A 25,722-nucleotide genomic window follows, 5' to 3' on the forward strand; every position below is an offset into this window, starting at 1 on the left:
GGTGGTTAGAGGCCCAGCCGCCCGAGAAGCTCCTTGATGCCGCCGTGGTTCGGCAGCAGGAGGAAGGACAGCGAGCAGTTCTCGTCCTCGACGAGCAGGTTGGAGTCGAGGATCAGCGCCTCCTCGACGTCATCGCCGCGGCCGATCAGGACCGTAGAGAGGATCGAGCCGAGCATGTCCTCGACGACCTGCGGCGGGTCGGGCTCGAGCTCCATGCCCACCATCTGCGCGAGCACGTTGATGTAGTTGGTGCCGAGGATGTTGCCGACCTCGCCGAGCATCGAGTAGCCGTCCGGCGTGGAGGGCTCGATGCCGTAGATGCCGCACAACGTGCGGGCGTCCTCCTCGGGGAAGAGCAGGACGACGATCGCCTCGAAGTCGCCGACGATCGGGACGACGACGCCGTAGCGCAGCTCGTCCGGCTCGCCCGCGATCGCGACGGCCTCGTCGAGCGGCAGGGCCGCGGCCGTCGGCACCGAGATGTCGACGGACTTGCCGAGCATCGAGCCCAGCGCGGTCCCGGCGTTGCCGGATCCGATGTTGGCGAGCTCGCGCAAGGCGTCGAGCTGCATGTCAGAGAAGGTGGTCATGGCTCCTACGGTGATCGTCAGACGGCAGCCGGGACCGGAGCGGTGCGCTCGGATGCGGACAAGGCCGGGTGGGTGTTCAGGGTCAGTGCGTCGCAATCCGCCAACAGGACGATGTCGCCGTTGGACAGGACCGCCGCCCCCGAGACCGCCGCTTCCTGGGCGACGTTCTGCGGCAGCGGGCGGGTGACCAGCTCACGCTGGCCGATGAGCTTCGAGACCGAGAGGGCAATCGAGCCCTCCTGGCCCCGCACGATCACCACGTGGGTGTCCGGCAGCTCGGCCGCGTCCGCGTTGCCCGCGGCGCCGCCGAACACGTCGACCGCGCGGCGGAGCGGGAGCGCCTCGTCCTTGAGGACGAGCATCTTGCGCCCCGCGACCGAGCGGACCGGGTTGTCGTCGAGGCGCATCGTGCGCTCGACGCGCTGCAGCGGGATGCCGAACGGCTTGTCGCCGGCCTCCACCAACAGCGCCGACATGATCGCCAGCGTCAGCGGGAGGCGGATCTCGTTGACGGTGCCCTCGCCCTGAACCGAGGTGACCGTCACCTCCCCGCCGAGCTCGCGGATCTTCTCGCGCACCGCGTCCATCCCGACGCCGCGGCCCGACAGGGCCCCGACCTCGGCTGCGGTGCTGAAGCCCGGCGCGAAGAGCAGCTCGATGGCGCCGCGCATGTCGATGAGCTGGGCCTGCTCGCGGGTGATGAGCCCGCGGTCCACGGCGACGGCGGCGACCTTCGCGGGGTTGATCCCGTGGCCGTCGTCCTTGACCGTGATGATGATGCTGCCGCCCGCGTGGCGCGCGGCGATCGTCAGCTTGCCGGTCGGCGACTTGCCGGCGGCGACGCGGTCCTCGGGCTTCTCGAGCCCGTGGTCCAGCGAGTTGCGGATGAGGTGCACCAGCGGGTCGCCGATCGCGTCGACGACCGTGCGGTCCAGCTCGGTCTCCTTGCCGACGATGTCCAGTTCAACCTGCTTGTCCAGCTTGGAGGCGACGTCGCGGACCAGGCGCGGGAAGCGCATGAGGACGGCCTCGATCGGGATCATGCGGATCTGCATGACCATCGCCTGCAGGGCGTGCGAGGAGCGGGTCAGCTCCTGCATCGCCTGCGACAGGCCCGGGACGTCGGCCTCGAGGCTCAGCGCCTCGACGTGCGTGCGCTGGACGACCAGCTCGCCCATCAGGTGCATGAGCTGGTCGAGGCGCTCGGCGTCGACGCGGACGGTCTGGTGGCCGCCCTTCTTGTGGGCGCCGCCCTGAGCAGCCGCAGCCGCCGGAGCCGCGGCGGGGACCGGAGCACCAGAGGCGTCGACGGCGGCCAGCGGAGCGGCCTCCTCGACGGGGTCGGGCGTGTGCTCGGCGACGCGGACGTCACCGACGTCCGGCACCCCGCGCATGGCGGCGGCGACGTCGTCGATCTCGTTCTCGGTGGCCAGCAGGATCTCGATGAGGCGACCGTCGAAGCCGTCGACCTCGCCCTCGGCGGGCTTGGAGCGCAGGACCTCGCCGTGCTCGGCGGCGGCGGCCAGCGCCTGGAAGGCGCGGACGGCCGGCATCTGGGCGTCCTCGGCCAGGACGGCGTGGATCTCCAGGACGACCTGGCCCTCGGAGATGGTGGAGAGCTTGACCGGGGCGGTCGTCTCTTCGACGACCTCCTCGGCAGCCTCCGGGTCGTCCTTGTCGCGGACCAGCGACTGCAAGCGCTCGACCAGGACGGCCGGGTCGAGGTTCTCAGCGCCGTCGGAGTCGATCGAGTCGACCGCGCCCGAGAGCGCGTCCAGGCAGCCGAGCAGGACGTCGACGACCTCGCGGGAGAGCTTGCCGCCGCGCTGGCGCAGCAGCTCGAGCACGTCCTCCATCTTGTGCGTCAACGTGGCCATGCCCTCGTAGCCCATCGTCGCCGCCATCCCCTTCAGGGAATGGGCGATGCGGAAGATGGCGTCGACCGTCTCGCGATCGTCGGGCGCCTCCTCGAGGCGGACCACGGCCAGGTTGAGCTCCTGGAGGTTCTCCCGGCACTCGGCCAGGAACATGGGGAGGTACTCGGAGGTGTCCATCAGATCTTCCGGTAGACGAAGGGGGACTCGGGGTCGAGGCCGTGCTTGGCGGGCTCCGAGACGCGCTCGGTGGCGCCGACGACGAGGCGGCCGCCCGCACGGAGGCTCGCGGCGAGCCGGCCGTGGAGCGCGTCGCGCACGTCCTCGTTGAAGTAGATGACCGTGTTGCGGCAGAGGACGAGGTCGTAGGACCCGGCGGCGGGGTTGACCCGCAGCAGGTCGCCCTGCTCGAAGCGCACCAGGCGCTTGAGCTCCTCAGAGGCCTTCCACTTGCCATCGTCCATCGCGAAGTGGCTCGCCAGCGTCGCCGTGGGGGCGTCGCGGGCGTCCTCGGCCGTGAACACGCCGGTGCGGGCGCGCTCGACCATGCGGGCGTCGATGTCGGTGCCCAGGATCGAGACCTGCGCGCGCGGGATCGCCCGGCGGGCGATCGCGGCCAAGGTGTAGGCCTCGGCGCCGTAGGACGAACCAGCAGACCAGCAGCGCACGCGGTTGCGGCCGGACTCGGCGAGGTCGGGGAGGATGCGCTCCTCCAGGACCTCCCACTGCTCCGGGTTGCGCCAGAGCTGCGAGACGTTGATCGTCACGCGGTCCAGGAAGCGGTTGAGCTCGTCCTTGTCGGTCTTCAGCGTCTCGGCGTACTCGACCAGGCTGAGCGAGCCGTGGCGCGTGGTCACGAAGGAGCGGATGCGCCGCTCCATCTGGCCGCGCTTGTACTGCAACAAGTCGATGCCGCAGACGCGGCGGAACGCGACGCAGAACTGCTCGTACTCGTCCTGGGCGCCGCCGCGGGCGGGGGTGGTGGTGCTGGTGAAGGACATGGTCTAGGCGACCTCGGTGGCGATGGCGTCGGCCAGTTGGCCGAGGGGGACGACGACGTCGGCGAGCTCTGCCTCGACGATCGCGCGGGGCATGCCGTAGACGGTGCAGGAGGACTCGGCCTCGGCGAGGATGCGGCCGCCGCGGGCGCGGACCTCGCGGGCGCCCTCCAGGCCGTCCTTGCCCATGCCGGTCATGACGACCAGCACGAGACGCTCGCCGAAGAGCTTGGCGGCGTCGGCGATCGTCAAGTCGGCGCGCGGACGCAGGCCGCCGATCGCTGCCTCGTCGGAGAGGCGCGCGACGCCGTCGTCGCCCAGGCGCAGGTGCGAGCCGCCGGGAGCGAGGATCAGCTGGTCGGGCTTGAGCGCCTCGCCGCCCGCCGCCTCGACGACGGAGAGCTTGCCGCTGCGGTCCAGCCGCTGCGCGAGCGAGGCGGTGAAGCCCGCGGGCATGTGCTGGACGATCATGCCGCCGGCGCCCAGGGGCGACGGCAGGTTCGGGATCAGCTCGGCCAGGGCGCGCGGGCCGCCGGTCGAGGTGGCGATCAGGACGACCTTCTTCGTGCCGGCCGGCAAGCGACGGGCGCGCAGCCGGGCGACGGCGGAACCACCGGCCGGAGCGGCCTTGATCGAGCCCACGCTCGGCCGTGACTCGGTCCCCGCCCGCCCAGCCGGAGCCAGCGCGGAGGCGGCGGGCTTGGCCGAAGCGGCAGCCGCGGTCACCTTCTCGCGCAGGGAGCTGACGAACGTCTCCAGCGGCTCGCCGAAGGCGGGCTTGGCGACGAGGTCGAACGCGCCCTCGGCGAGGGCGTCGACCGCCCGGGCGCCGTGGGCCGGCGAGAAGGCCGAGACCACGACGACGGGCAACGAGGAGCGCTCGCCGCGCAACGCGCGCAGAACGCCGATCCCGTCCATGCCGGGCATGGCGAGATCCAGGGTCATGGCGTCGGGGCGCAGCTCGCGGTAGAGCGAGAGCGCCTCGTCACCGTCGGCGGCCTCGCCGACGACCTCGAACCCCGCGTCGCGCAGCGCCTGCGTGAGCAGGCGCCGCATGAACGTGGAGTCGTCGGCGACGAGGATCCGGGACGGCTTGGCGGTGCGGGCGGCAGCGAGCACGGAGAGGACCTGTGACCTAGGCGGCGGCGCGGAGCTCGTCGGCGGTCTCAGAGACCTCGACGTTCAGCGCGTCCTTAGCGGCACCGACGATCCCCTCGGGATCGAGCAGGACCACCAGGCGGTCGCCGATCTTGGCGATGCCGTCGATGCCACGGCCACCGGCCGTCGGCGCCTCGTCGAGCTGCTCGCCGTCGATCGTGATGACCTCCTCGACGTCGTCCACGACGACGCCGGCCATGTCCTCGGCCGTCTCGACGATCACGATCTTGGCCTCGCTGACGTCAGCGTGCTCGACGCCGAGGCGGGTGGCCAGGTCGTAGACCGGCAGGATCTTGCCGCGCAGGGAGATCACGCCGCGGACGCTCGGGTCCGAGGAGGCCACCGAGCGGGGCTCGGTGAACCGGATGATCTCGTGCACCTGCGTGATGGGGAGCGCGTACTCCTCCTCGCCGAGCGAGAAGACCACGAGCTGGCGTGAGAGGGTCTCTTCAGGCATGAAAACTCCAAATAGAAGGTCTGTCTGCCCGGTGATCGACCACCCATAGGGGCCGCTTGAGAGCCCCACCCGAACATCCCCCGGCGGGGGGATGGCCGGATGTCAGCGCGCGAGCCGCAGCGAGCGCGCCATCACGTCGACGCGCCAGTCGCGGATCTTGCGCACGACCTCTTCGACCGACTCGGTGACGGCGATGCGCTGCCCCGTGGTCAGCGTGACGTGGCAGTCCGGCGAGGCGTCGATGCGCTCGATCATGTCCACGTTGAGGTGAAACGGATCGCGCGTGGTGGACAGCTTGTGCAGCTCGATCATGGGAAGCCTCCTTAACGACGTTTTGAGACCACGGCACGCCCGCCCGGGCGGATGCCCTCCGCATCCGCGCGGGCGGCCGCGCCGTGGTCTCGTGAGTTTGGCCCCAGGGGCCGACGCTATTAGCGCTTGAGGTTGACGAGCTCTTGCAGCATCTCGTCGGCCGTGGAGATGACCTTCGAGTTGGCCTGGAAGCCGCGCTGCGCGACGATCATGGAGGTGAACTCGCCGGCGAGGTCCACGTTGGACATCTCCAGCGTGCCGCCGATCGTCGTGCCGAACGTCGAGCCGTTGGGCGTGCCGACCTGCTCGGTGCCCGCCGACGGGTGCGCCGCCCAACGGTTGCCCGACAGGCGCAGCAGGCCCTCGTCGTTGGGGAACTTGGCCAGCGAGAGCGTGCCCGCCGTGGTGCGCGTGCCGCCGCCGGCCGGGATGTAGCTGACATCGCCGTTGGTGCCCACGGCCATCGAGGTGGCGCCGGCCGGGATCTGGATGTAGCCGTCGGTGGCCGGCGTCGTGGTCGTGTCGCGACCCATGACGTAGAAGCCCTCGGGCGTGGTCAGGTAGCCCTGGTCGTTGAGGATGAAGTTGCCCGCGCGGGTGTAGTTCATCTCGGTCGGCATCGTGGCCGGCGTCGTCGACGGGTCGCCGAGGCCGACGCGGAAGAAGCCGTCGCCCTGGATCGCGACGTCCAGCGGCTTGCCGGTCGCCTGCATCGAGCCGTCGCCCATGACGGCGTCGATCGAGCCGAGCTGGACGCCGAGGCCGACCTGGGCCGAGTTCGTGCCGCCGGTGTTGGGGCCCTCAGCGGAGCCGCCGTACAGCGTCTGCTGCAACTGGTCCTTGAACGTCACGCGCGAGGACTTGTAGCCGACGGTGTTGACGTTGGCAAGGTTGTTGCTCACCACGTCCAGCATCGTCTGGTGGGTGCGCAGGCCGGAGATGGCCGAGTACATGCCGCGAATCATCTTGGTGGGTCTCCTGTGAGAGACCCGGCTTCCCCTAGGAGGGGTCCAGCCGGGTGAGGGTGTTGTTGGCGTCCTTGCCGTTCTCGCTAAGCGATGACGGCGCTATCGATGTTCGTGAAGACGTGGTCCTTCATCTGGTCCCTGCCGACGGCCGTGACGACCGTGCGGTTGGAGACCGAGACCACGAATGCCGTGTCGTCCACGAGGACCACCGCGTCGCGGGCACCCTTGCCCGCGGCACGATCGACCCCGTCCTGAAGGCGCTGCATCGTCGTCTGGTCGACGTCGAGGTTGCGGCGCTCCAGGCGCTGGACGGCGTGCTTGGAGAACGAGACGGGCTTCGTGCCCGTGTCCTTGAGAACGTCCGCGAACGCCGGTCCTTGAGGCGTCTGGACGGATGGCCGGACAGGCTGCGTCCGGGCGCGCACATCCGCCGGCGCGGAGACGCCGGGCGGGACGAGCGCCGGGTTGAAGGGGGTGCCGGACATCGCGCGCCTAGGGGGTGGTCGTGGGCGTCGTGTCGGTGCCCGTCGCGGGCGTCGACGTGTCCGTGGGCGTGGTGGTGCCCGTGGGCGTGGTGGTGGGCGTGGCCGGCGTCGTGCTGGCCGTCGCGATGTTCGTGATCGTGTCCGGGTCCACGCCGCCCATGCCGCTGACGGTCAGCGCGACGTTGGAGCCCGACTGCTGCACGCTCTCGACGATGCCGCTGTAGGAGACGTTGTTCTCCACGAACGAGACCTGCTTGCCGATGAGCTGCGTCGCGTTGCTCTTGGCCTGCGAGGTCGCCAGGTTGGTCATCTGCTCGACCTGGGTCATCATCGAGATCGTCTGGAAGTACTGGTTGGGGTCCTGCCCCGAGTTGGGGTCCTGGTTGGACACCTGCGCGGTGAGCAGCTTCAAGAAGCCGTTCTTGTCCAACGACGAGTTGGCCTCGGTGCTGGACTTGTTGTAGGCCGCGGCGTTGGTGTACATGCTGCCGACGGCGGTGGTGGTGCTGGCCATGAGGGTCCGTCCTCTGGTGGTTGCGAAGGGATCAGGCCGTGACGTCGACGAGCGCGCTCGTCGCGGTCAGCGGGGCGGGGGAAAGGGTCAGCTCGGCCTCGGCGACGACGTCGTCGTCATCGCCGTCGAGCTCGTAGGAGGAGGCAGCGCCGAAGCGGCCCGACTCCGACTCGCTGGCGTCACGCTGGGCGCCGAAGCCCGAGCCCGTGTCGGCGCTGAGCTGGAGGTCGAGGCTCTGAAGCTGCACGCCGCGGTCCTCGAGCATGCGCTTGAGGTCGTTGCCCGCCTGCTGGAGGGCGTCGAGGCCGGCCTGGTCGTGGGCGGCGATCGTCGCGACGAGCCCCTCGCGCGTGGTGCGCAGGTGGACGTCGACCTGGCCGAGCGCCTCCGGCTTGAGCTGGAGGGTCGCGCGGGCCTGGCCGCTGCGGGTGGTCGCGATGCGGACGAGCTCCTGCACGCGCTCGGCGGTCTGAGCGACGGAGGCCTTCGTGAGCTGCGGAGCCCCTGCCGCGGTCGGCACCTGCGTGAGCGGCGTAGCCGTCGGCTGAGCTTGAGCCACCGGCGCGGAGGTCGTGGGCGCAGCCTGCGCAGCCGCGGCTTGCGGTGCGCCGGCGGTCGTCGGCGCGGCAGCCGGCGAGGACGCAGCGGCGTCGGCGGTCGGCGGCAGCGTCGGCGCGGGCGGCAGGTTCTGCTGGGCGCCGTCCTTGTTGAAGTCCTTGCCATGGCCGCCGGCGTGGGCCTGGGGCTTGCCGTTCAGCAGCTCGGCCGGGATCTGGAGCTTGCCGGTCTGCTGGCCGTCGGCGGCCTTGGCGTCGCCGGCCGTCTTGCCGTCGGCAGCGACCTGCGCGAGCAGCGCCTGGGCGTCGACCGGCAGGCCGTCGGCCCCGAGCGCCGGCTGCTCGCCAGCGGCGGTGCCGGCCGCCGTCGCCGTCGCCGGCGTCGTCGCGGTCTGGGCGGCGGCCAGCTGCGCGGCGAGCGCGGCCGCAGCCGCAGCCGGGTCGACCGGCGGCGTCGGCTTCTCGCCCTGGTCCTGCGCATCAGCCTGCGGCTGCTGCTGGCCCTGGGGCGTCGTCGCGTCGTCGCTGGCCTGCGTGGTCGCCGGCGTGGCCGAGGCGTCGTCGGGCTTGGCCGCCGGCGCCGCCTTCGCGTCGTCGTCGTCGCGACCGGCCGCCCGCGGCGCCGCGTCGTCGCGACGGCGCGTGTCCTGGGGCCGAGTCTTGGGGCCTTCCGCATGTGCGGTCCGGGCCGAGGTCTGGGTGAGGAGGGCGGCGAAGTCGCCGCCTGCGCCTCCGGGCGGTGAGCCAGTGCTCTTTGAGAGCGCTGTGCCCGCTCGCGCCGTTGGTGGCGTGATGGGGAGGGAAGTCATCTAGACCGTGCTGTAGTCGAGGGAACCGGAGGTGGAGGTGGTGAGCGAGACCGGCGCCGTCGCGGCGGGAACCGCGCTCGTGGCTGCCGTGGTGGCGCCCGTGCCGCGGTACTCGGCGGCGTAGCCGAGGACCTTGGTGACGTAGTTCTGGGTCTCGGCGTACGGCGGGATCCCGCCGTACTTGGCAACCGCGCCCGGGCCGGCGTTGTAGGCCGCCAGCGCCTTGGAGGCGTCGCCGCCGAAGCGGTCGAGCTGCTGCTTGAGGTACTTGGCGCCGCCGTCGATCGCCTGCGCGGGATCGGTCGCGTCGGTCACGCCGAGCCCTGCCGCGGTGCCGGGCATCAGCTGCGTGAGGCCCTGGGCCCCGGCGCCCGACTTGGCGTTCGGGTTGAAGTTCGACTCCTGGCGGATCAACCCCTTCAACAACGCGGGGTCGATGCCGTACTTGGTCGCCGCGGCGGTGATCTGCGCGTCGTAGGCCGACGGCGTGCCGCCGCCCAACGTGGTGCCGGTGGCCGTCGTGGCCGTGCTGGCGCTCGTGCCGGTCTGCGCGGCCGCCAGCTGCGAGGCGAAGCTCGACGCGTCGACCGTGGAGGCCGTCTGCGCCTGGCCGCTGAGGGCCGTGAACTGCGACTGAATCTCGGCGATCCGCGCGCCGATCAGCTCGACGCTCATGCCGCCTGCTTCCGGGCGAACATCTGCAGCGCCATCTCGTCGAGGCGCTCGGACTCAGCGCGCTCGGACTCCAGGCGATGCTCCTCGCGCTGGCGCTCTTCAAGCTTGTCGAGAACCTCGCGGGCCTGGCTGGCCTTGGCGAGCTCGGACCGCTTGTGCAGCAGGTCGTTCTCGTAGGTGGTCATCCGCAGCTTGGCGTCCGCGCGATCGTGCTCCAACCGCTCGACCCACGCCTGACGGGCGACCAGCGACTGCCCAGAGACGGACCCACCCACCCCGAAGCCCGGCTCGGTGACGCCGGACTGCGCGTCACGCAGACGATCCTCGGCGGCGCGCAGGACGGCTTCGCCGCGCACGCGCGCGTTGAGGCTGGCCGCGAAGCGCTCCTTCGCCTGGTCCTCGTCGTGGGCGCGGATCTCGCGCACACGCTGAAGGCCGAATCGAAAAGGGCGGGACATCTCGTTCTGGTTCGTCGGACGGTTCGGAGGTTGATGAAGGGCGCTGGACGACTGTCGGACAAGTCGACTCAGACCGCCAGGTTCAACGGCGGAATGGCGGACGGGCCGGTGGCCGCAGCCGGCTGCTGACCCATGGCCGCAGCGGCGGCCTGGTCGGCGGCCATCGACTCGGCCAGGTCGCCGACCGAGACCGACGTGATCCCGACCGTGCGCAACAGCATGTCGTCGGAGTCGGGACCGGGCACGGCCTCGTCGGGACGCTGCTTGAGGAAGCCGTCGATCGACCCCTTCAGGTCGATCGCCATGTCGGTGACCGGGTCGCTGCCGCGCTCGTAGGCGCCGATCGCGATCAGGTCCTTCTTGTCGCGGTAAGCGGCCAACAGCGAGCGCAGGCGCGTCGCGCCCTCGCGGACGTCCGGCGTCATGATCTCGCCTTCGAGCCGCGAGACCGACTGCAGGACGTCGATCGCCGGGTAGTGGCCGGCGTGCGCGAGCTGGCGCGTGAGGACGATGTGGCCGTCGAGGATCGAGCGGACCGCGTCGGCGATCGGCTCGTTCATGTCGTCGCCGTCGACCAACACGGTGTACAACGCGGTGATCGATCCCTTCGGGCTCGTGCCCGAGCGCTCCAGCAGCTTGGGCAGCAGCGCGAAGACCGACGGCGTGTAGCCGCGCGTGGCGGGCGGCTCGCCGATGGCGAGGCCGACCTCACGCTGAGCCATGGCAAAGCGCGTGACCGAGTCCATCATCAACATGACGTCGTGGCCCTGGTCGCGGAAGTGCTCCGCGATCGCCGTGGCCGTGAGCGCCGCCTTGATGCGCACGAGCGCGGGCTGGTCGGAGGTCGCGACGACCACGACCGAGCGCTCGATGGCGGGGCCGAGGTCGCGCTCGATGAACTCCACGACCTCGCGACCACGCTCGCCGACCAGGCAGATGACGTTGATGTCGGCCGAGGTCGAGCGGGCGATCATGCCCAAGAGCGATGACTTGCCGACGCCGGAGCCGGCGAAGATGCCCAGGCGCTGGCCGCGGCCGCAGGGCACGAGCGAGTCGAGCGCGCGCACGCCGAGCGTGACGCGGTCGGTGATCCGCGGGCGCGACAGCGGCGAGGGCGGCGCGCCGGTGATCGGGCGCATCGGCGAGCCGTCGAGCGACCCGAGGTCGTCCATCGGGTTGCCGAGGCCGTCGAGCACGCGGCCGAGCAAGTGGTCGCCGATCGGCACCGAGACCTGGCGGCCGGTGGCGGTGACGACGTCGCCCGGCGCGATGCCGGTCATCTCACCCAAGGGCATCAACAAGGTGCGGCCGCTGCGGAAGCCGACGACCTCGGCGGGGATGGTGATGTACTCGCCCGTCTGCGGATCGCGGCCGGTGCGCACGTCGCAGACCTCGCCGACCTCGGCCTCCAGGCCGGTGGCCTCGACGATCAGGCCGATCAGGTCCATGACGCGGCCGTGGCGGCGGTGCAGGTCGGCGCGCGTGATCGCGCGGCCCAGGCCTTCCAGCCGCTCGGCGATCAGGGTCTCAGGCAAGGCCGGCCTCGGCGCCGTCGCCCTCGCCGCGCAGCTCGTCCTCGAGCACCTCGCGCGCCTTGGAGAGCTTGGTGGCCAACGTCGCGTCGACCTCGCCCTCGACCGTGCGGACGATCGCGCCGCCGCGGCCGACGCGGCGCTCGGCCTGCACGTCGCAGTGCTCGATCCCGCCCAGCTCGGCGGCCAGCGTCTCAGACGCGGTCCGCACGAGCTCCAAGTCCTCCGGGTTGACGAGGATCGTCACGCGCTCGCGCTCGGCGAGGCGGCGCAGCGCGCCGCGGACGACCTCGACGACGGCCTCGGGCCGCACGGCGACCGAGGCGGCCAGCGCCTGCTCAGCGATCTTCAGCGCCAGCTCGACGGCCGCGGGCTCGACCGCGGTGGCCAGGCGCGTGCGCTCGGCGTCGACGGCCGCGGCAGCCGCCTGCAACGCGGCGACGCCCGCCGCCATGTGCGCCTGGGCCTCGATGAGCCCGGCCTGGAAGCCCGCCTCGTGGCCGGCCGCGCGCGCGGCCTCGGCCTCGGCCTCGATGTCGATCGGCGGCGCCTGGTCGACGGCCTCCGGGGCGTTGAAGGTCGGCGCGTCGAGCGCCTCCAGCGTGGGGAACGCGAAGTCCTGCATCAGATGATGTCGTCCTCGGAGGCTTCGCCGTCCTCGCCGCCGCGGCCGATCGTGATCGCGCCCGCGTCCTCGAGACGGCGGATGGCGCCGACGATCCGGCTCTGCGCCTCTTCGACGACGGAGCGCCGCTGCGGCTTGCCGGTGTCCAGGTCCTCCTGGAGCATCTCGGCGCCGCGGGTGGACATGTTGCGGAAGATGGTGTCCTTGACCTCGTCGTTGACGCCGCGCAGCGCCAGCCCGAGGTCCTTCTGGTCGACCTCGCGCAGCAGCAGCTGGATGTCGCGGTCCGACAGCACGATGATGTCGTCGAAGGTGAAGAGCTTCTGGCGGATCTCGTCGGCCAGCTCGCCGTCGGTCTCGGCGATCGCCTCCAGCACCGTGCGCTCGGTCGAGCGGCCGGCGCGGTTGAGCAGCTCGGCCAGCGAGTCGACGCCGCCCGCCTGGGAGAACTCCTGGGTGAGCACGTTGGACAACTTGAGCCGCAGGCCGCGCTCGACGTCCTCGACGACGCCCGGGTTGGTGTCCTCCATCGTCGCGATCCGCATCGCGACGTTGGCCTGGACGTCAGGCGGCAGGCAGCCGAGCACCTTCGCGCCCAGCGTCGTGTGCAGCGAGGCGACCACGAGCGCGATCGTCTGCGGCGCCTCGTCGGCGAGGAACGTCGCGATCTGCTCCGGCGGGGTGCGGCGCAGGAAGTCGAACGGGCGCAGCTCGGCCTGTGCGGTGATCTGACCGAGGATCTCCTCGGCGCGCGTCTCGCCGAGCAGGTGGACCAGGACCTCGCGGGCGAAGTCCGGGCCGCCCATGGCGAAGTCTTCCTGGGTCTCGAAGCGCTCGGCCAGCTCCTGGACGACCGCGTCGGCCGTCTCGGCCTTGACGCGCCACAGCGACGCCATCTCGGCGGAGATCGCCTCGATCTCGCGCTCCGAGAGGAACTTGAGGATGTCGGCGGCGCGCGAGGTGCCGATCGTGATCAGGAAGACGGCGGCCTTCTGGCGACCGGTGAGGCCGGCCGAGCCGGAGCGGGCGACGACGCTCACTTGTTGTCCTCCGTGATCCACGAGCGCAGGTGGGCGGCGACGCGCTCAGGCTCGTCGTGGATGATGTTGTCCAGCTGCTGGCGGCGCGGGTCGGCCGTCGCGATCGACACCTCGGTGGCCGCGGCCGCCGAGTCGAAGGTCGGCATCGCCATCAGCTCGGGCTGCGGCTGCGCGGCCTCCAGCGACTTCAGCCAGGACGGCTCGTCGATCAGCTCGCCACGCTCGCGCTTGCGCAGGTGGCGGGTGACGAAGAACAGGAACAACAGCGCGCCCAGGCCGATGCCAACGCCCTTGAGGATGCCGGAGAAGGCCGCGGGGATCGGGCCGCCGGCCTTGGCGGCGGTCTCGACCGGCGCGAAGCTCAGGCCCTCGGTGACGTTCAGCGTGTCGCCGCGCTGCTTGAGCTGCAGGCCGGCGGCCGACGAGAGGCTGTTCTCCAGCGAGGTCTTCTGCGCGGGCGTCAGCTTGACCGACTTGTCCAACATGACCGCGACGTCGAGGCGGTTGACCGCGCCCGTCGCCTTCTCGGTCTTGGTGATGGTCTTGTTGACGCCGTTGGTCGTGTCGGTCGAGGTCTTCTTGTAATCGCTGTTGCCGCTGCCCGAGCCGGTGGTCGTGGAGGCGACCTGGTTGGGCGAGTTGCTGGCGTTGCCCGTCGCGCCCGCGCCGGAGCCGGTGCCCGTGCCCTTGAGCGTCTCGGTGTCCTTCTGCTCGGCGAGCGGGACGACCGACTTCTTGTCGTAGGCCAGCGACTCCTCGTTGATCTTGTCCACGTTGAGGTCGGAGTGGACGACGACCTGCGCCTTGTTGTCGCCGAGCGTCTTGTTCAGCAGCGCCTGGAGGCTGGCCTGCTGCATGGCGTTGTACTTGGCCTCGGCCGCGGTCTTGGACGGCAGGCCGTCGGTGCCGCCGCCGGAGCTGTCGCCGGACGGCCACAGCATCGTGCCGCTGCCGTCGGTGATCGTGACGTTGGCGGGCTTGAGGTTCGGGACGGCGGAGGCGACGAGGTTGGCGATGCCCTTGACCGACGCGGGGTCCATGCTCGAGGCGTCGGTGGGCAGCAGCACGGCCGCGGTGGCCGGCTGGCTCTCGTCGGCGAAGAGGTTGTCCTGGCCCAGCGTGAGGTTTACGCGCGCGCCCTGGCCGCCGTCGATCTGGCCGATCGTGTTGGCGATCTCGCCCTCGAGGCCGCGCTGGTAGGCGACCTGCTGCTGCTGGCTGGAGGCGCCGAGCTTCTGCTTGTCGAGGATCTCGAAGCCGGGCTGGGTCGAGGTCGTGTTCAGGCCCTTGGTCGCCAGCGCGACGTTGGCCTGGGTCTCCTGGCCCTTCTTGACGGCGACGGCGGTGCCGCCGTTCTGCAGCTCGTAGGCGACGCCCGCGGACGTCAGCGCCGAGGTGATCTGCGCGGTCTTCGCCGGGTCGACGCCGGTCATCACCGTCGCGTAGGACGGCTTGCCCGCCATCTTGACGAGGAACAGCGACGCGGCGATGAAGCCGAGCGCGCAGGCGGCAAGGGTGATCTTGCCGCGCAAGGACATGGAGTTGAAGAGAGCCATTGGAGGGAGGGGCTCCAGGTGGAGGGTGTGTGGCTAGACCTGCGTGCGGAAAAGTTCTTGAAGGGCCTCGACGCCCTTGGTGCGAAGCTGAGCTGCAAGCTGCATCGACAGCTGGGCGCGCTCGACTGCAACGATCGCGGCCGTCGGGTCCGTGGCCGTACCGTCAGCCAGCGAACGCGAGGCGGAGGAGGCGTCGGTCTGCGACTTCTCGAGCGCGCCGATCTGGTTGCTGAGCAGCTGGCCGAAGCCGCCGCTGCCCGCGCCCTGAGCGCCCTCGGTGCCGGTGGTCGGCGTGCCGTCGAGCTTGCCGACCGAGCCGACGTTCCAGTCGAGGCCTTTGATGGCCATGGACGGGTCGATCGGCATCAGCGCAAGATGTCCAGCGTCTTGGTGAACATCGTCTTGGCCGTCTGCATCGCGGTGACGTTGGCCTCATAGGACCGCGACGCCGAGATCAGGTCGGTCATCTCCGTGACGGAGTTGACGTTGGGCATCGTCACGTAGCCGTCCTTGTCTGCGTCCGGGTGACCCGGGTCGTAGATGCGCTTGAGCGCGGACTGGTCTTCGACGATCCCACTGACCTTCACGCCGTGCGTCGGCGCGTTGTCGGAGATGCCGGACAAGATCGAGGCGAAGGTCGGCGTGCCGCTGGAGCCGGCCTCCTGGAAGACGACCTCCTTGCGGCGGTAGGGCTGCCCATCGGCGGCCTTCGTCGTCTCGGCGTTGGCGAGGTTCTCCGAGACGACGTCCATGCGGACGCGCTCGGCCTGCATGCCGGAAGCGGAGGAGCTGATCGCGTCGAAGAGGCCCATCTACATCGTCCCGATCGCGGTCTTGATGATGCTGACGCGGGTCTTCATGAGCTGAGAGACCGCTTCGTAGGTGAGGCCGTTCTTGGCCTGCTCGGAGGCCTCGGCGTCGATGTCGACCGCGTTGCCGTCGGCGCGCATCGTCGTGGCGTCGTCCGTCGTGGTCGAGATGCTCGCGCCCTCGACCGCCGGCTTGCCCGCGTCCCAGGCGTTGTGCAGCGCCGTCTGGAAGTCGACGTCCTTGCGCTTGTAGCCAGGCGTGTTGACGTTGGCGATGTTCTGAGCAATCGCCTGCTGGCGCATCGAGCTGCCGGAAAGCGCGCGCTCGAGGCCGATCTGGGTGGTGTCGAACAGTTCCATGGACGTGCCTAAGTCGTGGCCCGTCCGTGGGCACTGAGTCGGTCGCCGGCCATGGCCACCCACTCAACGTTCTCGGCCGAACGGACGCCCGCTTGAGCGCCGCGTCCAGGAAGCGTCCAGGCGTGGACTAGCCTCACGCTGGGCGTCGGGCGCCGGACAGCGCGAGCGCCGCCGGCGGTCTGTTATCCGACGCCGTTAAAGCTCACGCGCGGACGCGCGGAGGCCACACCGGTGCCGGCGGCGTAGCCGGCGACCGCGGTGCGAGTGGTGCCCACACGGCGCAGCTCAGAGGCCGTGTCGGCCAGGCCCTGCTTGAGCGCGGCAGCCGACAGCGCCTGGAGGCGCATCGCCTCGCGCAGGTCGGCCAGCGCCTCCGGCGGAGCGGAGGCGGGCAGCGCGGCGAGCACCTGCTCGCGGCGCGCGTTGAGCTCCGCGAGGTCGTCCCAGCGGCCGTCGGTCACGGCGGCGTGCTCCTCGCGCCCGAGCGCGACGAGCAGGGCGAAGACGCTCATGCCGAGGCGGGCGCGGCGGCGGCCTGCTCGGCGAGCTTGGCCCACGCCTCGCGCAACGAGACGAGCAGCGCGATGACCTGCCCGATCTTCTCGTGGTTGCGCTGGATGCGGCCCTCGATCAGCGTCTTCTTGAGGAACACGTAGATCGCCTGGAGGCGCTCGGACATCTCGCCCACGTCCATGTTCAACGTCGCCAGCAGCTCGTCGATGATCGCCTCGCCGCGCGAGAGCTTCTCGAAGCTGTGCAGGAACGCGCCTTCCTTCATGGCGACCTCCGCCTGGCGCAGGAAGCGCACGGCGCCGTCGTACAACATCACGACGAGCTGCTCAGGAGAGGCGGTCAGCACCGCGGAGTCGCGGTAGGCCTGGGGGCTGGCGTAGGGATTCATGGTGAGGGAGGGACTCCGGGTCGGGAGGAGGAGCTACGAGGACGAATCGGTCGAGAACATCGAGCTGAACTTCGAGCCAGCGGCCTGGCTCTGCTGCAGCGCGGTCTCCATGGCCGTGAACTGCTTGGTCAGGAGCGCCTGCTTGGCGTCCATGCGGGCGTCGAAGTCGGTGAGCTTCGTCGCCAGATCGGAGAGCTCGCTGGTCGCCGAGGTGATCCGCGCCTGGATCAGCCCGGCCGAGCCCTGGTAGTTGGTGAGGACCTTCGCGAAGCCCTGCGCGAAGCCGTCGGTGCCCGACATGCCACCGAGCAGCGACCGGACCGCGTTGGGATCGGAGTCCAGCGCGGAGCGCAGCTTGGTCTCGTCGAGCGTGAGCTTGCCGTCGAGCGAGTCCTGGTTGATCGTCGCCGAGGCGGCGCCGGTCGAGATGCCCAGGTCGGTCATCGACTTGAACGTGCCGCTGGCGCCGTTGACCGCGTTGGACAGCGTCGTGCGGAACTGCGACAGCATCGTCGACAGGCCCGAGTCGCCGAAGAGCGTGCCCTTCTGGATGTCGGCCGTGGTCGACGCGCCGCGGACCGGCTTCTCGGACAGGCCGGCGCGCGTCGTCGTGACGAGGTCGTTGTAGGCGGTGACGAAGGACTTGACCTTGTCGACGATCTTGTCCTTGTCGGGACCCGGCGCGCCGACCGTAAGGCCGACCGTGTCGGTGCCCGACGTCTTGCCCTTGAGCGTGAGCGACACGCCCGGCAGAGCGTCGGTGATCGTGTTGGTCTGACGCTCGTAGGCGGTGCCGTTGATCGTGACCTTGGAGTTCTGGCCGGCGACCCGCTCGGTCTGGCTGCCGATGCCGGCACCGCTGACCGAGAAGCCGCTGGTGTCGCCGGTCGTCTTGGAGCTGAAGACCAGGCTGCCGTTGACGTTGACCGCGTAGAGGCCGGACTTCGTGTCGCTGTTGATCGCCCCGACGACGTCGTTCAGCGACGCGCCGGCCTTGACGTTGACGCTGACGCGCGCGGTGCCGTCGGCGTTGGCGATGTCCAGCGTGCCATCGGCGGTCGGTGCGACGAAGCCGTAGGTCTGGCGCTCGGCGGTGGCGAGCTGGTTGACCTGGACGTCGTAGCCGCCCGGCGCCGCACCGGCGGTGCGCGTGGCCGTGAACTTCGACGTGTCCGCGCTCTCGACGGTCTGGGAGTCCAGCCACGTCAGCGCCGACTTGAGGTCGTCGTTGGCGTACTTGAGCGTCGTGAGCTTGGAAGAGACGTCCTGCAGCAGGCCCTGCCGCTTGGTCGTCGCGTCCTGGTCGAGGGTGATCTTCGTGCGCGGGATCTTGTTGATCGTCATCAACTGATCGATGATCGATCCGGTGTCGATCCCCGACACGAGTCCGCTGAGCTGAATTCCGGCCATGTCGTCCTTTTAGGCGGCGGGTGCCGGGTCGGGGTCGTGGCCGTGGCCGAAGATCTCGCCGAGGCCGACCGGCCGCAGGAGGCGACCGTCGTCGTCGACGAGCGACGCCACGACCCGATTGGTCAGGCGATGCGTGTCGAAGCGGACGCTCTGCCCGCGAGCCGTGAGGTCGTCGGCGAGCTGCCCGGCACGGGTGATGTCGTCCCAGACCTCGTCTGGGATGCGCTCCGGGCCCGTCATTCGCCGGCGGCGTGCCTCGGCGATGTCGAACACCCGCGCGAACTCGCCCGAGACCGCGGCCGTATCGGCCTTGCCTCGGGTGGGGACGGCGGAGAGTCCGCCGATGCCCTTTGTCGCGTCGATGTCCATGTGAATCCTTTCGCTTTCCGTCCGGCTCGTCCCTGAGCCGCCTGCTCTCGTCTCTCCGGTCATCGGTGCACCGGAAAGGGCCTTGAGCAAAGGCATGGACGGACGGCCGATCGTCGGATCGTCGAGCGGATGTCTGGCGGGACAGCCCATCGGGAAGCGCGCGGCAGCGGTTAGGCGGTGGCGCCGGCGAGGCTGGCGGCCTCGTCGCGCATGAGCTGGGCGTCGTCGTGGAGGCCGTCGGCCTCGGCCAGGTGGGCCAGGCCGAGCAGCACGCGCGCGTCCGGAGCGCCGAGCTTCTCGGCGACGCCGAACCACTCGCGGGCGGCCGACTCCAGGAAGCCGCGGCGCAGGTAGACCCCGGCCAGCAGCTCGCGCTGCTCACGCCATGGGAGGTCGAGCCGCTCGACCACGCCGGCCAGCGCCTCGAACTCGTCAAAGCGCTCTAGGCGCGCGAGCGCTTCGAGCATCACGGCCACCAACGGCGCCGCGTCGGCGGGGACGACGGTCCCGCCCGCCCCCGCATCCGCGCCACCGCGCCACGCGCGCAGCGCGGCGAGCTGGGCGGCGCCGAGGCCGGCGGTCTGGGCGTAGTCGAAGGCGGCGTCCAACGCGGGCGCGTCGGCGCCGGCGGCCAGGCGGGCGAAGACCAGCGTCTGCGCGGCGGCCGGGGCGTGCGGCGCGTCGGCCGGGACCTCGGCGGCGAGCTGCGCGGCGCCGTCCAGGTCGCCCTGCGACAGGCGCGCCTCGGCGAGCGCGACCCGCGCCGCATGGGCGCCGGGCTGCGCCGTCAGGACGGAGCGCAGCTGCGTCTCGGCTTCATCAAGCGCGGCAGCCTCGTAGAAGGGGACAGCGAGCAGAAAGCGCTGGGCCGGCGTCGGCTCGGGGACGATCTCCGCGATCCGCGCGGCCACCTCGGCGGCGGGCGTGCCGCCGCGCAGCAAGACGCGGGCGTAGGGCTCGACCACGCCGACGAAGCGCGGGTAGTGCTCCAGGACGTGGTGCAGGTGGGTCTCGGCCTCGTCGAGGCGACCCTCGGTGATCAGCACCTCGGCCAGCAGGTTGCGGGCGTGGTAGGTGCCGGCGCCGACCGTCGCGCTGTAGCGCGCGGGCGCGTCGCCCATCTCGATGCACTGGTCAAAGCGCGCGATCGTGGTCTCCAGGTCGCCCAGCGAGCGGGCGGCCATCGCCTGCTCCAGGACGATGTCCGTGAAGCCCGGCAGCAGCGTCAGGACCTCGTCGCCGCGCGTGACCGCCTCGGCGTGGCGGCCGTTGGCGTTCAACGCCTTGACCAGACGCGAGCACAGCGACGGGAAGTAGCCGAGCTCCAAGCGGTCCGGGTCCTGCTCGACCTTGTCCCAGGCGCGCTGGAGGTGCACCAGCGAGCCGGCGATGTCGCCGCCGGCGGCGCGCTCGGAGCCGAGGTTGAAGTGCAGGAACGGCGTGTCGACGCCCTCGGCGATCTGACGCTCCAGGAGCTCCAGGTTGCGGTTCGCCTTGCCCTTGGACTCGCGGACGGCGCCGAGGTAGCCGAAGTGCTCGATCCGCACCTGCGTGTACTCGACGCGCTCGGGCTGGGCCGGCAGCTTGTGGGCGAACTGCTCGTGGACGCGGCCCTCGAAGCGGTAGTCCGGGTGGTTCTTGAACAGGCGCAGCGCGGCGTGCTGGACGGCGACGCCGTCCTGGACCTCGCCGACGTGATTGGACTCGGTGAGGAAGATGCCCTCGCGCCAGGTGTGGCCGAGCAGCTCGCGCAGGCGCGGGCCCTCGCCGTCGACGAGCACCTCGTCGGCGTCCAGGTACATCAGCCAGTCGCTGCTCGCGGCCTCAAGGCCGACGTTGCGCGCGGCGGCGAAGTCGCCGTCCCACTCGTGGTGCAGGATCGTCGCGCCGTAAGACTCAGCGATCTCGACCGTCCGGTCCGTCGAGCCGGTGTCGACGATGATCAGCTCGTCGACGAACTCGGCGACGGAGGCCAGGCACTGCGGCAGCATCGCCTCCTCGTCCTTGACGATCATGCACAGCGAGACCGTCTGGTCGGTGGCGGGCACGGCCTTCTGCGCGGCCTTCTGGGCGCGCGGGCCGAGCGTGCGCAGCAGGCGCAGCACCTGCGGCGGCAAGCCCTGGGGCGTGGTCAGGCCGGCCTTGCGGCGGGCGGTGACCGCGCGCAGGTTCGCGCCGACGTCGGCCAGCTCGTGGTCCAGGCGCTGGGCGGCGCGGAAGAGTGCCTCGGCCGCAACGATCGCGCCGAGCTCGTACATCAGGACGCCGGTGAAGTTCAGCAGGACGGGCTCGCGCGGCTCGCTCTCGAGCATCTCGGTGCCCGCGAGCGCGCCGGCGGCAAGCTGCTCGGCGTTCTTGGACGGCGTGTTGGCGCGGTTGCGCAGGATCGACTCCAGCAGCAAGCGACGCGCGAGGTAGCGGTCGTTGGGGTCGGCGAGCTCGCCTGCGGCCGTGGCCAGGGAGCGCCAGCCCGCGAGGTCGTGGGCCTCGAGCAGGCTCGCCGCGCGGTTGGTGACCTGCGCGACTGCGGCGGCGCCCGTGGTGGGGGCGGAAGTCTGGGGTGCCGGTCCGTCGACCGGCGCAACGAGGCGAAGCGCCATGGGTGCTGAAGGCTCCTTGGAGGGGAAGGAACGGCGGGAGGGCCGCCACTCCGTACGTTCGGCCACCGACGTTTCGAGTTGAGAGCAACGTCACACCATGGTCTGCGCGCGGATGCATGGGTCCTGAAGCGAACTCACGACGAACGGCCCTCACGCGTACGCCCCCGCGCGTGTCAAGCAGGATCGGCACCCATGCACAGCTTTGAGTGCGTTCGATGGAGGTTCGACGGGGTGGGTCCCCAGTTCTGGGGAGGGCACGTCTGGCCGCATGTCCAGAGGCTCGATACCAGACATTGGGGATGCGGAACGTTCGGCGCCGCACCGATACCTCCAGCGTCCCCCCCGCACCAAGGAGCCCCGTCGTATGAGCCTCGCCACCGCCCAGACCTCCAAGCGCCGCCTCTCCTCCGAGGACACGCTCGCGCTTTGGAAGGAGTACCGCCGCACCAACGATCGCGCCGTTCGTGATCGCCTCGTGCTGACCTTCGCCCCCCTGGTCAAGTACATCGTCTACAAGAAGGTCCGCGAGATGCCGGCCCGCTGTGAGGTCGAGGACTTCATCTCCTGCGGCCTCGAGGCCCTCATCCAGTCGATCGAGCGCTACGACCCGGCCAAGGGCGCCACGCTCGAGCAGTACGCCTGGACCCGCATCCACGGCGCCGTCCTCGACGAGCTGCGCCGCCAGGACTGGGCCCCGCGCTCCGTCCGCCGCTGGGAGCGCGACATCGAGCGCGCCGCCGACGACTTCACCACGCTGCACGGCCGTCGCCCGACCCAGCCCGAGCTGGCCGAGTCGATGGGCACCACGGTCGCCGAGCTGCGCAAGCGCCGCGACGAGGTCACGCAGTCCGACCTGACGTCGCTGAACACGCTCGTGCTCTCCGACGACGAGACGACGATCGAGCGCATCGACACGATCGCCTCCACCGACGCGTCGGCCGACCCGCTGCACCAGGCTGCCAAGGAGCAGGCCAAGGACAAGTTCCGCGAGGCCTTCTCCCGTCTGCCCCAGCGCGAGCGCGAGGTCGCGGTCCTGCTCTACGTCAAGAACATGACGCTGGCCGAGATCGGCGAGATCCTCGGCGTCTCCGAGTCCCGCGTCTGCCAGATCCACGGTCAGCTCAAGAAGACGCTGCGCACCGTGCTGGACGACGACGCGCCGCTGTTCCAGGCCGTGGCCTGAGCTCGCCTAGCGGCTCGTTCGCCTGGCTGCTGCTTCCTTCGTCGCTTGTTCGCGGGGGCTTAGAAGCGACGCTTTTTCTCCAAGCCGTAGGCCCACACCAGGACCTCGGCCACTGCGACAAACAGCTCGGGCGGGATCTCCTGCTCGAGCTGTAGTCGTGAAAGGGCCTCGGCCAGCGCCGGGTCCTCGCGCACCGGCAGGCCCTGCTCGCGCGCGATCTCCACGATCCGCTCGGCGATCAGCCCCGAGCCGGTCGCGATCACCTCCGGCGAGCCGTGCTTCTCGCGGTCATAGCGCAGCGCCGTCGCGCGCTTGGGCTTCTTGGGCTCCTCAGGCACGCAGGTTGAAGCTCCGCGGGTGGACGGTGACCTGCGTCGGGTTCCCGGTCGCGCGCATCAGCGCGTCGCGCAGGACCTCGGCCGCCTCGGCGACCGTGGCCGCCGGATCGCCCTCGGCGACGTGGACCGCCGCCGAGTGCGCGTCCAGCCGGACGTCCAGGCGCCCGAGCGTCGGCGAGTCGTAGCGGACGACGACCGTCCGCGCCTCGCCATCGCCGCGCTTGCGCCCGCCGGCCTCTTCGCGCTCCTCGACGTGCAGCTTGGCGACGATCCCGCCGGGCAGCGCGAGCTGGTAGGCGTTGGCCGGGACCTGCGGCGGCTCCGCCGCCTGGGCGGCTTGGGCCAGCGGCGTACCCGGCTCGATCACCTTGAGGTGGATCCGCTCGGTCGTCGCCTCCTGGACCTGCAACCGCAGGACCTGGCCGGCAACGACGTCCGCCGGGAGCTGCGCGGCCAGCTTGACGCCCGCGAGGTTGAGCGTCTTGGGGTCCAGCACGCGGCCCGTGACGAACGTGCCCGGCGTGAGCGTGAGCTCGGGCAGCAGCCCGCGCAGCAGGGTCGCGCTGATCGGGATCGCTTCCATGTCCGCCCACAGGTTCGCAGGCGCGAAGGCGCCTCAAGTCGCGCCGCGCCGGGCCGACCTACGGGAGGCATGGAACGCGGGCTTTACATCGCCGCCGCCGGCATGGTTGCCGAGATGGTCCGGCAGGATCAGATCTCCAACGACCTCGCCAACGCGGCGACCCCGGGCTACAAGTCCGACCGGTCACAGCAGCGTTCCTTCGAGGACCTCTTGCTCGAGAACACCAAGACCGGCCAGCAGGTCGGCAAGCTCGGCATCGGTCCGCTGATCACCAAGCAGGTCACCGACTTCACGCCTGAGGCGCTGAAGGCCACCGACGAGCCGCTCGACCTCGCGATCGCGGGCCCGGGCTTCTTCGGGGTGCAGACCGCTGATGGCGTGCGCTACACGCGCAACGGCTCCTTCCAGGCCAACAAGGCCGGCGAGCTGATCGACCAGATGGGCAACAAGGTGCTCGGCACCGACAAGAAGCCCGTCAAGGTCAACGCCGACGGCACGGTCGACGTCGCCAAGGTCGGAAACTTCAACCTCACCAACCCGGCCAAGTCCGGTGACTCCTACGTCACGGGCACCGCCGCGGGTACCGCCAAGGGCGAGGTCCAGTCCGGGGTCCTTGAGGGCTCCGGCGTCGATGCCGGCCGCACGATGGTCGACATGATGGCTTCTATGCGCGCCTTCGAGGCCGGCCAGAAGGCCATCCAGACGATCGACTCGACGCTGCAGCTGGCGTCGAGCCAGGTCGGCAACCTCCCGGCCTAGCGCCTGCAAAACCGCACTTTGGTGCGGTTGGGAGGATGGCTGGGGGCGGTGGGCGGGTTCGGCAACGGACGGATGTCCCATCACTTCTCAAGTCGGTTCGGCCCTTGCCGATCACCGGAGAGACAGAGGATCACCGCAGGCTGGACCACCCTTGGTGGAAGCCGGAGATCCTGATTTCCCTCCTTCCCAGGAGACCCGGTTAAAAGTGCTTGAAGGCATGTACACAGCGGCCGCCGGCATGGCAGCCCAGCAGACGCGGCTCGACGCCGTATCGGCGAACCTCGCCAACGTCGACACGCACGGCTACAAGGCCGCCCGTGTCGCGTTCCGCGACCTCGTGTACGACGATGCCCAGGGCTACGGCGCCGCTAAGGGCGTGGAGATCGGAGCGGGGTCGGCCGCGACCTCGATCGGCCGTTCTACCGCGCAGGGCGGGCTTGAGAACACCGGGCGCTCCTTGGACGTCGCCCTCAACGGCCCTGGGTTCATCCAGGTCAAGTTGAAGGACGGCACCAAGGCGCTGACGCGCGATGGCAACCTCCAGGTCACCGCCGACGGACGCCTTGCCCTGCACACCGGCGAGCTCATTGAGCCCTCCATCAAGTTCCCGCAGGGTGCAAACACCGACGCCGTGAAGATCGGCGCCGACGGGACGATCTCGCTGGACGGCAAGGCGCTCGGCCAGCTCAAGATCGTGGATGTCCCCGCTCCGGCGGCCCTCAAGGGCGGCCCGGACAACACCTACGTGGCGACGACCGGCTCCGGCGCGATCCGCGCAGCAGCCAAGTCGACGACGCTCACGCAGAGCACGCTGGAAGGCTCGAACGTCGACACGGCTCAGGCCATGACCGACATGATCGAGGCCCAGCGCGCGTTCCAGCTCGCCTCCAAGGCCATCACCACCCAGGACCAGATCCTGGAGATCGCCAACCAGGTCAAGCGCTGATGTCGACCCTGCCGCCCATCGACAACTCGACGCTGCCCGCGGACATCCGCAGCGGCAGCACCGAGGACAAGAACACCTACAAGGCTGCGCTGCAGTTCGAGCGCCAGCTCGTCGAGCAGCTCACGCAGTCGATGGCCGACACCGCCAAGGGCTCCGACGACGAGTCGGCTTCGCCGGCCACCCAGCAGTACAAGCAGATGCTGCCGGGCGTCATGGCCGACGCGGTCGTGGGCAGCGGCGGCCTCGGGCTCGCCCGCACGATCGCTGCGAACTTGAAGAACCAGGGGGCGACGTCATGACCGCCACGACGCTCGCTCCGCAGGCGCCGACCGCGTTCGGCACCGACATCCTTCGCCACCTCGACGCGCAGATCGCTTCCGCGCGCCGGCTGCTGGACGCCGTCCTGCGCCAGGGCGCCGCGATCCGCAACCGCGACGTCGACGCCGTCCTGGCTCGCCTCGGCGAGATGCAGGCCGAGATGGAGCGTCGCTCCGGCCTGGAGCGCGACCGCGTCCGCCTGCTCACGCAGGCCGGCGGCGGCCTGGGCATCCCGGCCCACCAGGTCACGCTCGAGGCGCTGGCCCAGCTCTTGAACCCCAACGAGGCGATGGCGGCCAAGGGCCGCTCCGCCGAGCTGCGCGGCCTCCTCGCCGAGGTCCAGCGCGAGCACGTCGTCAACCGCGCCCTCATGCGCCAGGAGCTCGCGTTCCTGTCGCACCTGACCCGCCAGCTCGGCGTGGACGGCGAGGACGTCGGCTACCGGCCGCCCAGCGAGCCGGGCGCCAACATGCGCGCCACCCTCGACCCGTCGGCCCAGGCCGTGCGCGTTCGTCGCGCCCTGGACCTCGAGGCATAG

Annotated in this window: 31 protein-coding genes; 5 read left to right on the forward strand and 26 right to left on the reverse strand. The window is 70.6% G+C overall.

The features are described from left to right. Positions 1–5 precede the first annotated feature (5 nt). From ACT01A_RS15300 to ACT01A_RS15415, 24 genes are all read right to left on the reverse strand, one after another. Complete coding sequence (locus ACT01A_RS15300; protein ID WP_445147951.1) at positions 6–590, reverse strand: chemotaxis protein CheC; 585 nt, start codon at positions 588–590, stop codon at positions 6–8. 17 nt (positions 591–607) lie between these two features. Further along, entirely contained in the window at positions 608–2,644 is a 2,037-nt protein-coding gene (locus tag ACT01A_RS15305; RefSeq protein ID WP_445147952.1) for an Hpt domain-containing protein, read from the reverse strand. Beyond that, the gene (locus ACT01A_RS15310) at positions 2,644–3,465 is read right to left on the reverse strand and encodes a CheR family methyltransferase (RefSeq protein ID WP_445147953.1); all 822 of its coding nucleotides are present in this window, start codon (positions 3,463–3,465) and stop codon (positions 2,644–2,646) included. The genes ACT01A_RS15305 and ACT01A_RS15310 overlap by 1 nt, the downstream gene beginning before the upstream one ends. A 3-nt stretch (positions 3,466–3,468) precedes the next feature. Next, a complete protein-coding gene (cheB, locus tag ACT01A_RS15315) occupies positions 3,469–4,581 on the reverse strand; it encodes a chemotaxis-specific protein-glutamate methyltransferase CheB (RefSeq protein WP_445147954.1) in 1,113 nt (370 codons plus the stop codon). A gap of 16 nt (positions 4,582–4,597) precedes the next feature. Beyond that, positions 4,598–5,077 carry a chemotaxis protein CheW gene (locus ACT01A_RS15320; RefSeq protein ID WP_445147955.1) on the reverse strand — a complete coding sequence of 160 codons (480 nt, stop codon included), beginning with the start codon at positions 5,075–5,077 and terminating at the stop codon, positions 4,598–4,600. A 102-nt stretch (positions 5,078–5,179) separates the two neighbouring features. After that, complete coding sequence (locus tag ACT01A_RS15325) at positions 5,180–5,389, reverse strand: flagellar FlbD family protein (RefSeq protein WP_445147956.1); 210 nt, start codon at positions 5,387–5,389, stop codon at positions 5,180–5,182. A gap of 119 nt (positions 5,390–5,508) precedes the next feature. Then, complete coding sequence (locus tag ACT01A_RS15330; protein ID WP_445147957.1) at positions 5,509–6,354, reverse strand: flagellar hook-basal body complex protein; 846 nt, start codon at positions 6,352–6,354, stop codon at positions 5,509–5,511. Positions 6,355–6,440: 86 nt separating this feature from the next. Further along, complete coding sequence (locus ACT01A_RS15335; RefSeq protein WP_445147958.1) at positions 6,441–6,842, reverse strand: TIGR02530 family flagellar biosynthesis protein; 402 nt, start codon at positions 6,840–6,842, stop codon at positions 6,441–6,443. Between the two features lie 7 nt (positions 6,843–6,849). Further along, a complete protein-coding gene (locus ACT01A_RS15340; protein WP_445147959.1) occupies positions 6,850–7,356 on the reverse strand; it encodes a flagellar hook capping FlgD N-terminal domain-containing protein in 507 nt (168 codons plus the stop codon). A gap of 31 nt (positions 7,357–7,387) precedes the next feature. Then, a complete protein-coding gene (locus ACT01A_RS15345) occupies positions 7,388–8,722 on the reverse strand; it encodes a flagellar hook-length control protein FliK (RefSeq protein ID WP_445147960.1) in 1,335 nt (444 codons plus the stop codon). Then, entirely contained in the window at positions 8,723–9,397 is a 675-nt protein-coding gene (locus ACT01A_RS15350) for a lytic transglycosylase domain-containing protein (RefSeq protein ID WP_445147961.1), read from the reverse strand. It abuts the gene before it with no gap. Beyond that, entirely contained in the window at positions 9,394–9,855 is a 462-nt protein-coding gene (gene fliJ / locus ACT01A_RS15355) for a flagellar export protein FliJ (protein WP_445147962.1), read from the reverse strand. The genes ACT01A_RS15350 and fliJ overlap by 4 nt, the downstream gene beginning before the upstream one ends. Before the next feature lie 68 nt (positions 9,856–9,923). Continuing rightward, positions 9,924–11,363 carry a FliI/YscN family ATPase gene (locus ACT01A_RS15360; protein WP_445152835.1) on the reverse strand — a complete coding sequence of 480 codons (1,440 nt, stop codon included), beginning with the start codon at positions 11,361–11,363 and terminating at the stop codon, positions 9,924–9,926. A 19-nt stretch (positions 11,364–11,382) separates the two neighbouring features. Next, positions 11,383–12,012: a FliH/SctL family protein gene (locus ACT01A_RS15365; RefSeq protein ID WP_445147963.1), complete on the reverse strand. Its 630-nt coding sequence runs from the start codon at positions 12,010–12,012 to the stop codon at positions 11,383–11,385. Next, a complete protein-coding gene (gene fliG / locus ACT01A_RS15370) occupies positions 12,012–13,052 on the reverse strand; it encodes a flagellar motor switch protein FliG (protein WP_445147964.1) in 1,041 nt (346 codons plus the stop codon). Before fliG ends, ACT01A_RS15365 begins: the two co-directional genes overlap by 1 nt. Next, positions 13,049–14,608, reverse strand: coding sequence for a flagellar basal-body MS-ring/collar protein FliF (fliF, locus tag ACT01A_RS15375; RefSeq protein WP_445147965.1), 1,560 nt, complete (start codon positions 14,606–14,608; stop codon positions 13,049–13,051). The genes fliG and fliF overlap by 4 nt, the downstream gene beginning before the upstream one ends. 33 nt (positions 14,609–14,641) lie before the next feature. Continuing rightward, positions 14,642–14,974, reverse strand: coding sequence for a flagellar hook-basal body complex protein FliE (gene fliE, locus ACT01A_RS15380; protein ID WP_445147966.1), 333 nt, complete (start codon positions 14,972–14,974; stop codon positions 14,642–14,644). Beyond that, complete coding sequence (flgC, locus tag ACT01A_RS15385) at positions 14,974–15,420, reverse strand: flagellar basal body rod protein FlgC (RefSeq protein ID WP_445147967.1); 447 nt, start codon at positions 15,418–15,420, stop codon at positions 14,974–14,976. The genes fliE and flgC overlap by 1 nt, the downstream gene beginning before the upstream one ends. Beyond that, a complete protein-coding gene (locus ACT01A_RS15390) occupies positions 15,421–15,777 on the reverse strand; it encodes a flagellar basal body rod protein FlgB (RefSeq protein WP_445147968.1) in 357 nt (118 codons plus the stop codon). Between the two features lie 182 nt (positions 15,778–15,959). Next, entirely contained in the window at positions 15,960–16,289 is a 330-nt protein-coding gene (locus ACT01A_RS15395; RefSeq protein WP_445147969.1) for a hypothetical protein, read from the reverse strand. Beyond that, the gene (gene fliS / locus ACT01A_RS15400; RefSeq protein WP_445147970.1) at positions 16,286–16,678 is read right to left on the reverse strand and encodes a flagellar export chaperone FliS; all 393 of its coding nucleotides are present in this window, start codon (positions 16,676–16,678) and stop codon (positions 16,286–16,288) included. Before fliS ends, ACT01A_RS15395 begins: the two co-directional genes overlap by 4 nt. Positions 16,679–16,711: 33 nt before the next feature. Continuing rightward, the gene (gene fliD, locus ACT01A_RS15405) at positions 16,712–18,088 is read right to left on the reverse strand and encodes a flagellar filament capping protein FliD (RefSeq protein ID WP_445147971.1); all 1,377 of its coding nucleotides are present in this window, start codon (positions 18,086–18,088) and stop codon (positions 16,712–16,714) included. A gap of 9 nt (positions 18,089–18,097) precedes the next feature. Next, entirely contained in the window at positions 18,098–18,457 is a 360-nt protein-coding gene (locus ACT01A_RS15410; protein WP_445147972.1) for a hypothetical protein, read from the reverse strand. Positions 18,458–18,627: 170 nt separating this feature from the next. Continuing rightward, on the reverse strand, positions 18,628–21,057 hold the full coding sequence (locus ACT01A_RS15415) for a tetratricopeptide repeat-containing glycosyltransferase family 2 protein (RefSeq protein ID WP_445147973.1): 2,430 nt from the start codon (positions 21,055–21,057) through the stop codon (positions 18,628–18,630). 364 nt (positions 21,058–21,421) lie between these two features. Between ACT01A_RS15415 and ACT01A_RS15420 the strand changes: the two genes are divergently transcribed. Further along, positions 21,422–22,240 carry a sigma-70 family RNA polymerase sigma factor gene (locus ACT01A_RS15420; protein WP_445147974.1) on the forward strand — a complete coding sequence of 273 codons (819 nt, stop codon included), beginning with the start codon at positions 21,422–21,424 and terminating at the stop codon, positions 22,238–22,240. Positions 22,241–22,299: 59 nt separating this feature from the next. Here ACT01A_RS15420 and ACT01A_RS15425 read toward each other — a convergent pair whose 3' ends face one another. Further along, positions 22,300–22,578 (reverse strand): EscU/YscU/HrcU family type III secretion system export apparatus switch protein, encoded by a 279-nt coding sequence (locus tag ACT01A_RS15425; protein ID WP_445147975.1) that lies wholly within the window; start codon positions 22,576–22,578, stop codon positions 22,300–22,302. After that, positions 22,571–23,161 carry a hypothetical protein gene (locus ACT01A_RS15430; RefSeq protein ID WP_445147976.1) on the reverse strand — a complete coding sequence of 197 codons (591 nt, stop codon included), beginning with the start codon at positions 23,159–23,161 and terminating at the stop codon, positions 22,571–22,573. The genes ACT01A_RS15425 and ACT01A_RS15430 overlap by 8 nt, the downstream gene beginning before the upstream one ends. A 69-nt stretch (positions 23,162–23,230) precedes the next feature. Here ACT01A_RS15430 and ACT01A_RS15435 point away from each other — a divergent pair, with 69 nt between their 5' ends. The 4 genes from ACT01A_RS15435 (at position 23,231) to flgN (ending at position 25,722) form a co-directional block, all read left to right on the forward strand. Beyond that, positions 23,231–23,920: a flagellar hook-basal body protein gene (locus ACT01A_RS15435; RefSeq protein WP_445147977.1), complete on the forward strand. Its 690-nt coding sequence runs from the start codon at positions 23,231–23,233 to the stop codon at positions 23,918–23,920. A 238-nt stretch (positions 23,921–24,158) separates the two neighbouring features. Then, complete coding sequence (locus ACT01A_RS15440; RefSeq protein ID WP_445147978.1) at positions 24,159–24,866, forward strand: flagellar hook-basal body protein; 708 nt, start codon at positions 24,159–24,161, stop codon at positions 24,864–24,866. After that, on the forward strand, positions 24,866–25,165 hold the full coding sequence (locus tag ACT01A_RS15445) for a rod-binding protein (protein ID WP_445147979.1): 300 nt from the start codon (positions 24,866–24,868) through the stop codon (positions 25,163–25,165). Before ACT01A_RS15440 ends, ACT01A_RS15445 begins: the two co-directional genes overlap by 1 nt. Further along, positions 25,162–25,722 carry a flagellar export chaperone FlgN gene (flgN, locus tag ACT01A_RS15450; protein ID WP_445147980.1) on the forward strand — a complete coding sequence of 187 codons (561 nt, stop codon included), beginning with the start codon at positions 25,162–25,164 and terminating at the stop codon, positions 25,720–25,722. Before ACT01A_RS15445 ends, flgN begins: the two co-directional genes overlap by 4 nt.

The organism is Baekduia sp. Peel2402 (assembly GCF_052567285.1).

Excerpts from the sequence above, each read along its gene's own strand:
- ACT01A_RS15300 (WP_445147951.1), bottom strand. The coding sequence starts at position 590 with ATGACCACCTTCTCTGACATGCAGCTCGACGCCTTGCGCGAGCTCGCC.
- ACT01A_RS15305 (WP_445147952.1), bottom strand. The coding sequence starts at position 2,644 with ATGGACACCTCCGAGTACCTCCCCATGTTCCTGGCCGAGTGCCGGGAG.
- ACT01A_RS15310 (WP_445147953.1), bottom strand. The coding sequence starts at position 3,465 with ATGTCCTTCACCAGCACCACCACCCCCGCCCGCGGCGGCGCCCAGGAC.
- ACT01A_RS15320 (WP_445147955.1), bottom strand. The coding sequence starts at position 5,077 with ATGCCTGAAGAGACCCTCTCACGCCAGCTCGTGGTCTTCTCGCTCGGC.
- ACT01A_RS15325 (WP_445147956.1), bottom strand. The coding sequence starts at position 5,389 with ATGATCGAGCTGCACAAGCTGTCCACCACGCGCGATCCGTTTCACCTC.
- ACT01A_RS15330 (WP_445147957.1), bottom strand. The coding sequence starts at position 6,354 with ATGATTCGCGGCATGTACTCGGCCATCTCCGGCCTGCGCACCCACCAG.
- ACT01A_RS15335 (WP_445147958.1), bottom strand. The coding sequence starts at position 6,842 with ATGTCCGGCACCCCCTTCAACCCGGCGCTCGTCCCGCCCGGCGTCTCC.
- ACT01A_RS15340 (WP_445147959.1), bottom strand. The coding sequence starts at position 7,356 with ATGGCCAGCACCACCACCGCCGTCGGCAGCATGTACACCAACGCCGCG.
- ACT01A_RS15345 (WP_445147960.1), bottom strand. The coding sequence starts at position 8,722 with ATGACTTCCCTCCCCATCACGCCACCAACGGCGCGAGCGGGCACAGCG.
- ACT01A_RS15350 (WP_445147961.1), bottom strand. The coding sequence starts at position 9,397 with ATGAGCGTCGAGCTGATCGGCGCGCGGATCGCCGAGATTCAGTCGCAG.
- fliJ (WP_445147962.1), bottom strand. The coding sequence starts at position 9,855 with ATGTCCCGCCCTTTTCGATTCGGCCTTCAGCGTGTGCGCGAGATCCGC.
- ACT01A_RS15365 (WP_445147963.1), bottom strand. The coding sequence starts at position 12,012 with ATGCAGGACTTCGCGTTCCCCACGCTGGAGGCGCTCGACGCGCCGACC.
- fliF (WP_445147965.1), bottom strand. The coding sequence starts at position 14,608 with ATGGCTCTCTTCAACTCCATGTCCTTGCGCGGCAAGATCACCCTTGCC.
- fliE (WP_445147966.1), bottom strand. The coding sequence starts at position 14,974 with ATGCCGATCGACCCGTCCATGGCCATCAAAGGCCTCGACTGGAACGTC.
- flgC (WP_445147967.1), bottom strand. The coding sequence starts at position 15,420 with ATGGGCCTCTTCGACGCGATCAGCTCCTCCGCTTCCGGCATGCAGGCC.
- ACT01A_RS15390 (WP_445147968.1), bottom strand. The coding sequence starts at position 15,777 with ATGGAACTGTTCGACACCACCCAGATCGGCCTCGAGCGCGCGCTTTCC.
- ACT01A_RS15395 (WP_445147969.1), bottom strand. The coding sequence starts at position 16,289 with ATGAGCGTCTTCGCCCTGCTCGTCGCGCTCGGGCGCGAGGAGCACGCC.
- fliS (WP_445147970.1), bottom strand. The coding sequence starts at position 16,678 with ATGAATCCCTACGCCAGCCCCCAGGCCTACCGCGACTCCGCGGTGCTG.
- fliD (WP_445147971.1), bottom strand. The coding sequence starts at position 18,088 with ATGGCCGGAATTCAGCTCAGCGGACTCGTGTCGGGGATCGACACCGGA.
- ACT01A_RS15410 (WP_445147972.1), bottom strand. The coding sequence starts at position 18,457 with ATGGACATCGACGCGACAAAGGGCATCGGCGGACTCTCCGCCGTCCCC.
- ACT01A_RS15415 (WP_445147973.1), bottom strand. The coding sequence starts at position 21,057 with ATGGCGCTTCGCCTCGTTGCGCCGGTCGACGGACCGGCACCCCAGACT.
- ACT01A_RS15420 (WP_445147974.1), top strand. The coding sequence starts at position 21,422 with ATGAGCCTCGCCACCGCCCAGACCTCCAAGCGCCGCCTCTCCTCCGAG.
- ACT01A_RS15430 (WP_445147976.1), bottom strand. The coding sequence starts at position 23,161 with ATGGAAGCGATCCCGATCAGCGCGACCCTGCTGCGCGGGCTGCTGCCC.
- ACT01A_RS15435 (WP_445147977.1), top strand. The coding sequence starts at position 23,231 with ATGGAACGCGGGCTTTACATCGCCGCCGCCGGCATGGTTGCCGAGATG.
- ACT01A_RS15440 (WP_445147978.1), top strand. The coding sequence starts at position 24,159 with ATGGCAGCCCAGCAGACGCGGCTCGACGCCGTATCGGCGAACCTCGCC.
- ACT01A_RS15445 (WP_445147979.1), top strand. The coding sequence starts at position 24,866 with ATGTCGACCCTGCCGCCCATCGACAACTCGACGCTGCCCGCGGACATC.
- flgN (WP_445147980.1), top strand. The coding sequence starts at position 25,162 with ATGACCGCCACGACGCTCGCTCCGCAGGCGCCGACCGCGTTCGGCACC.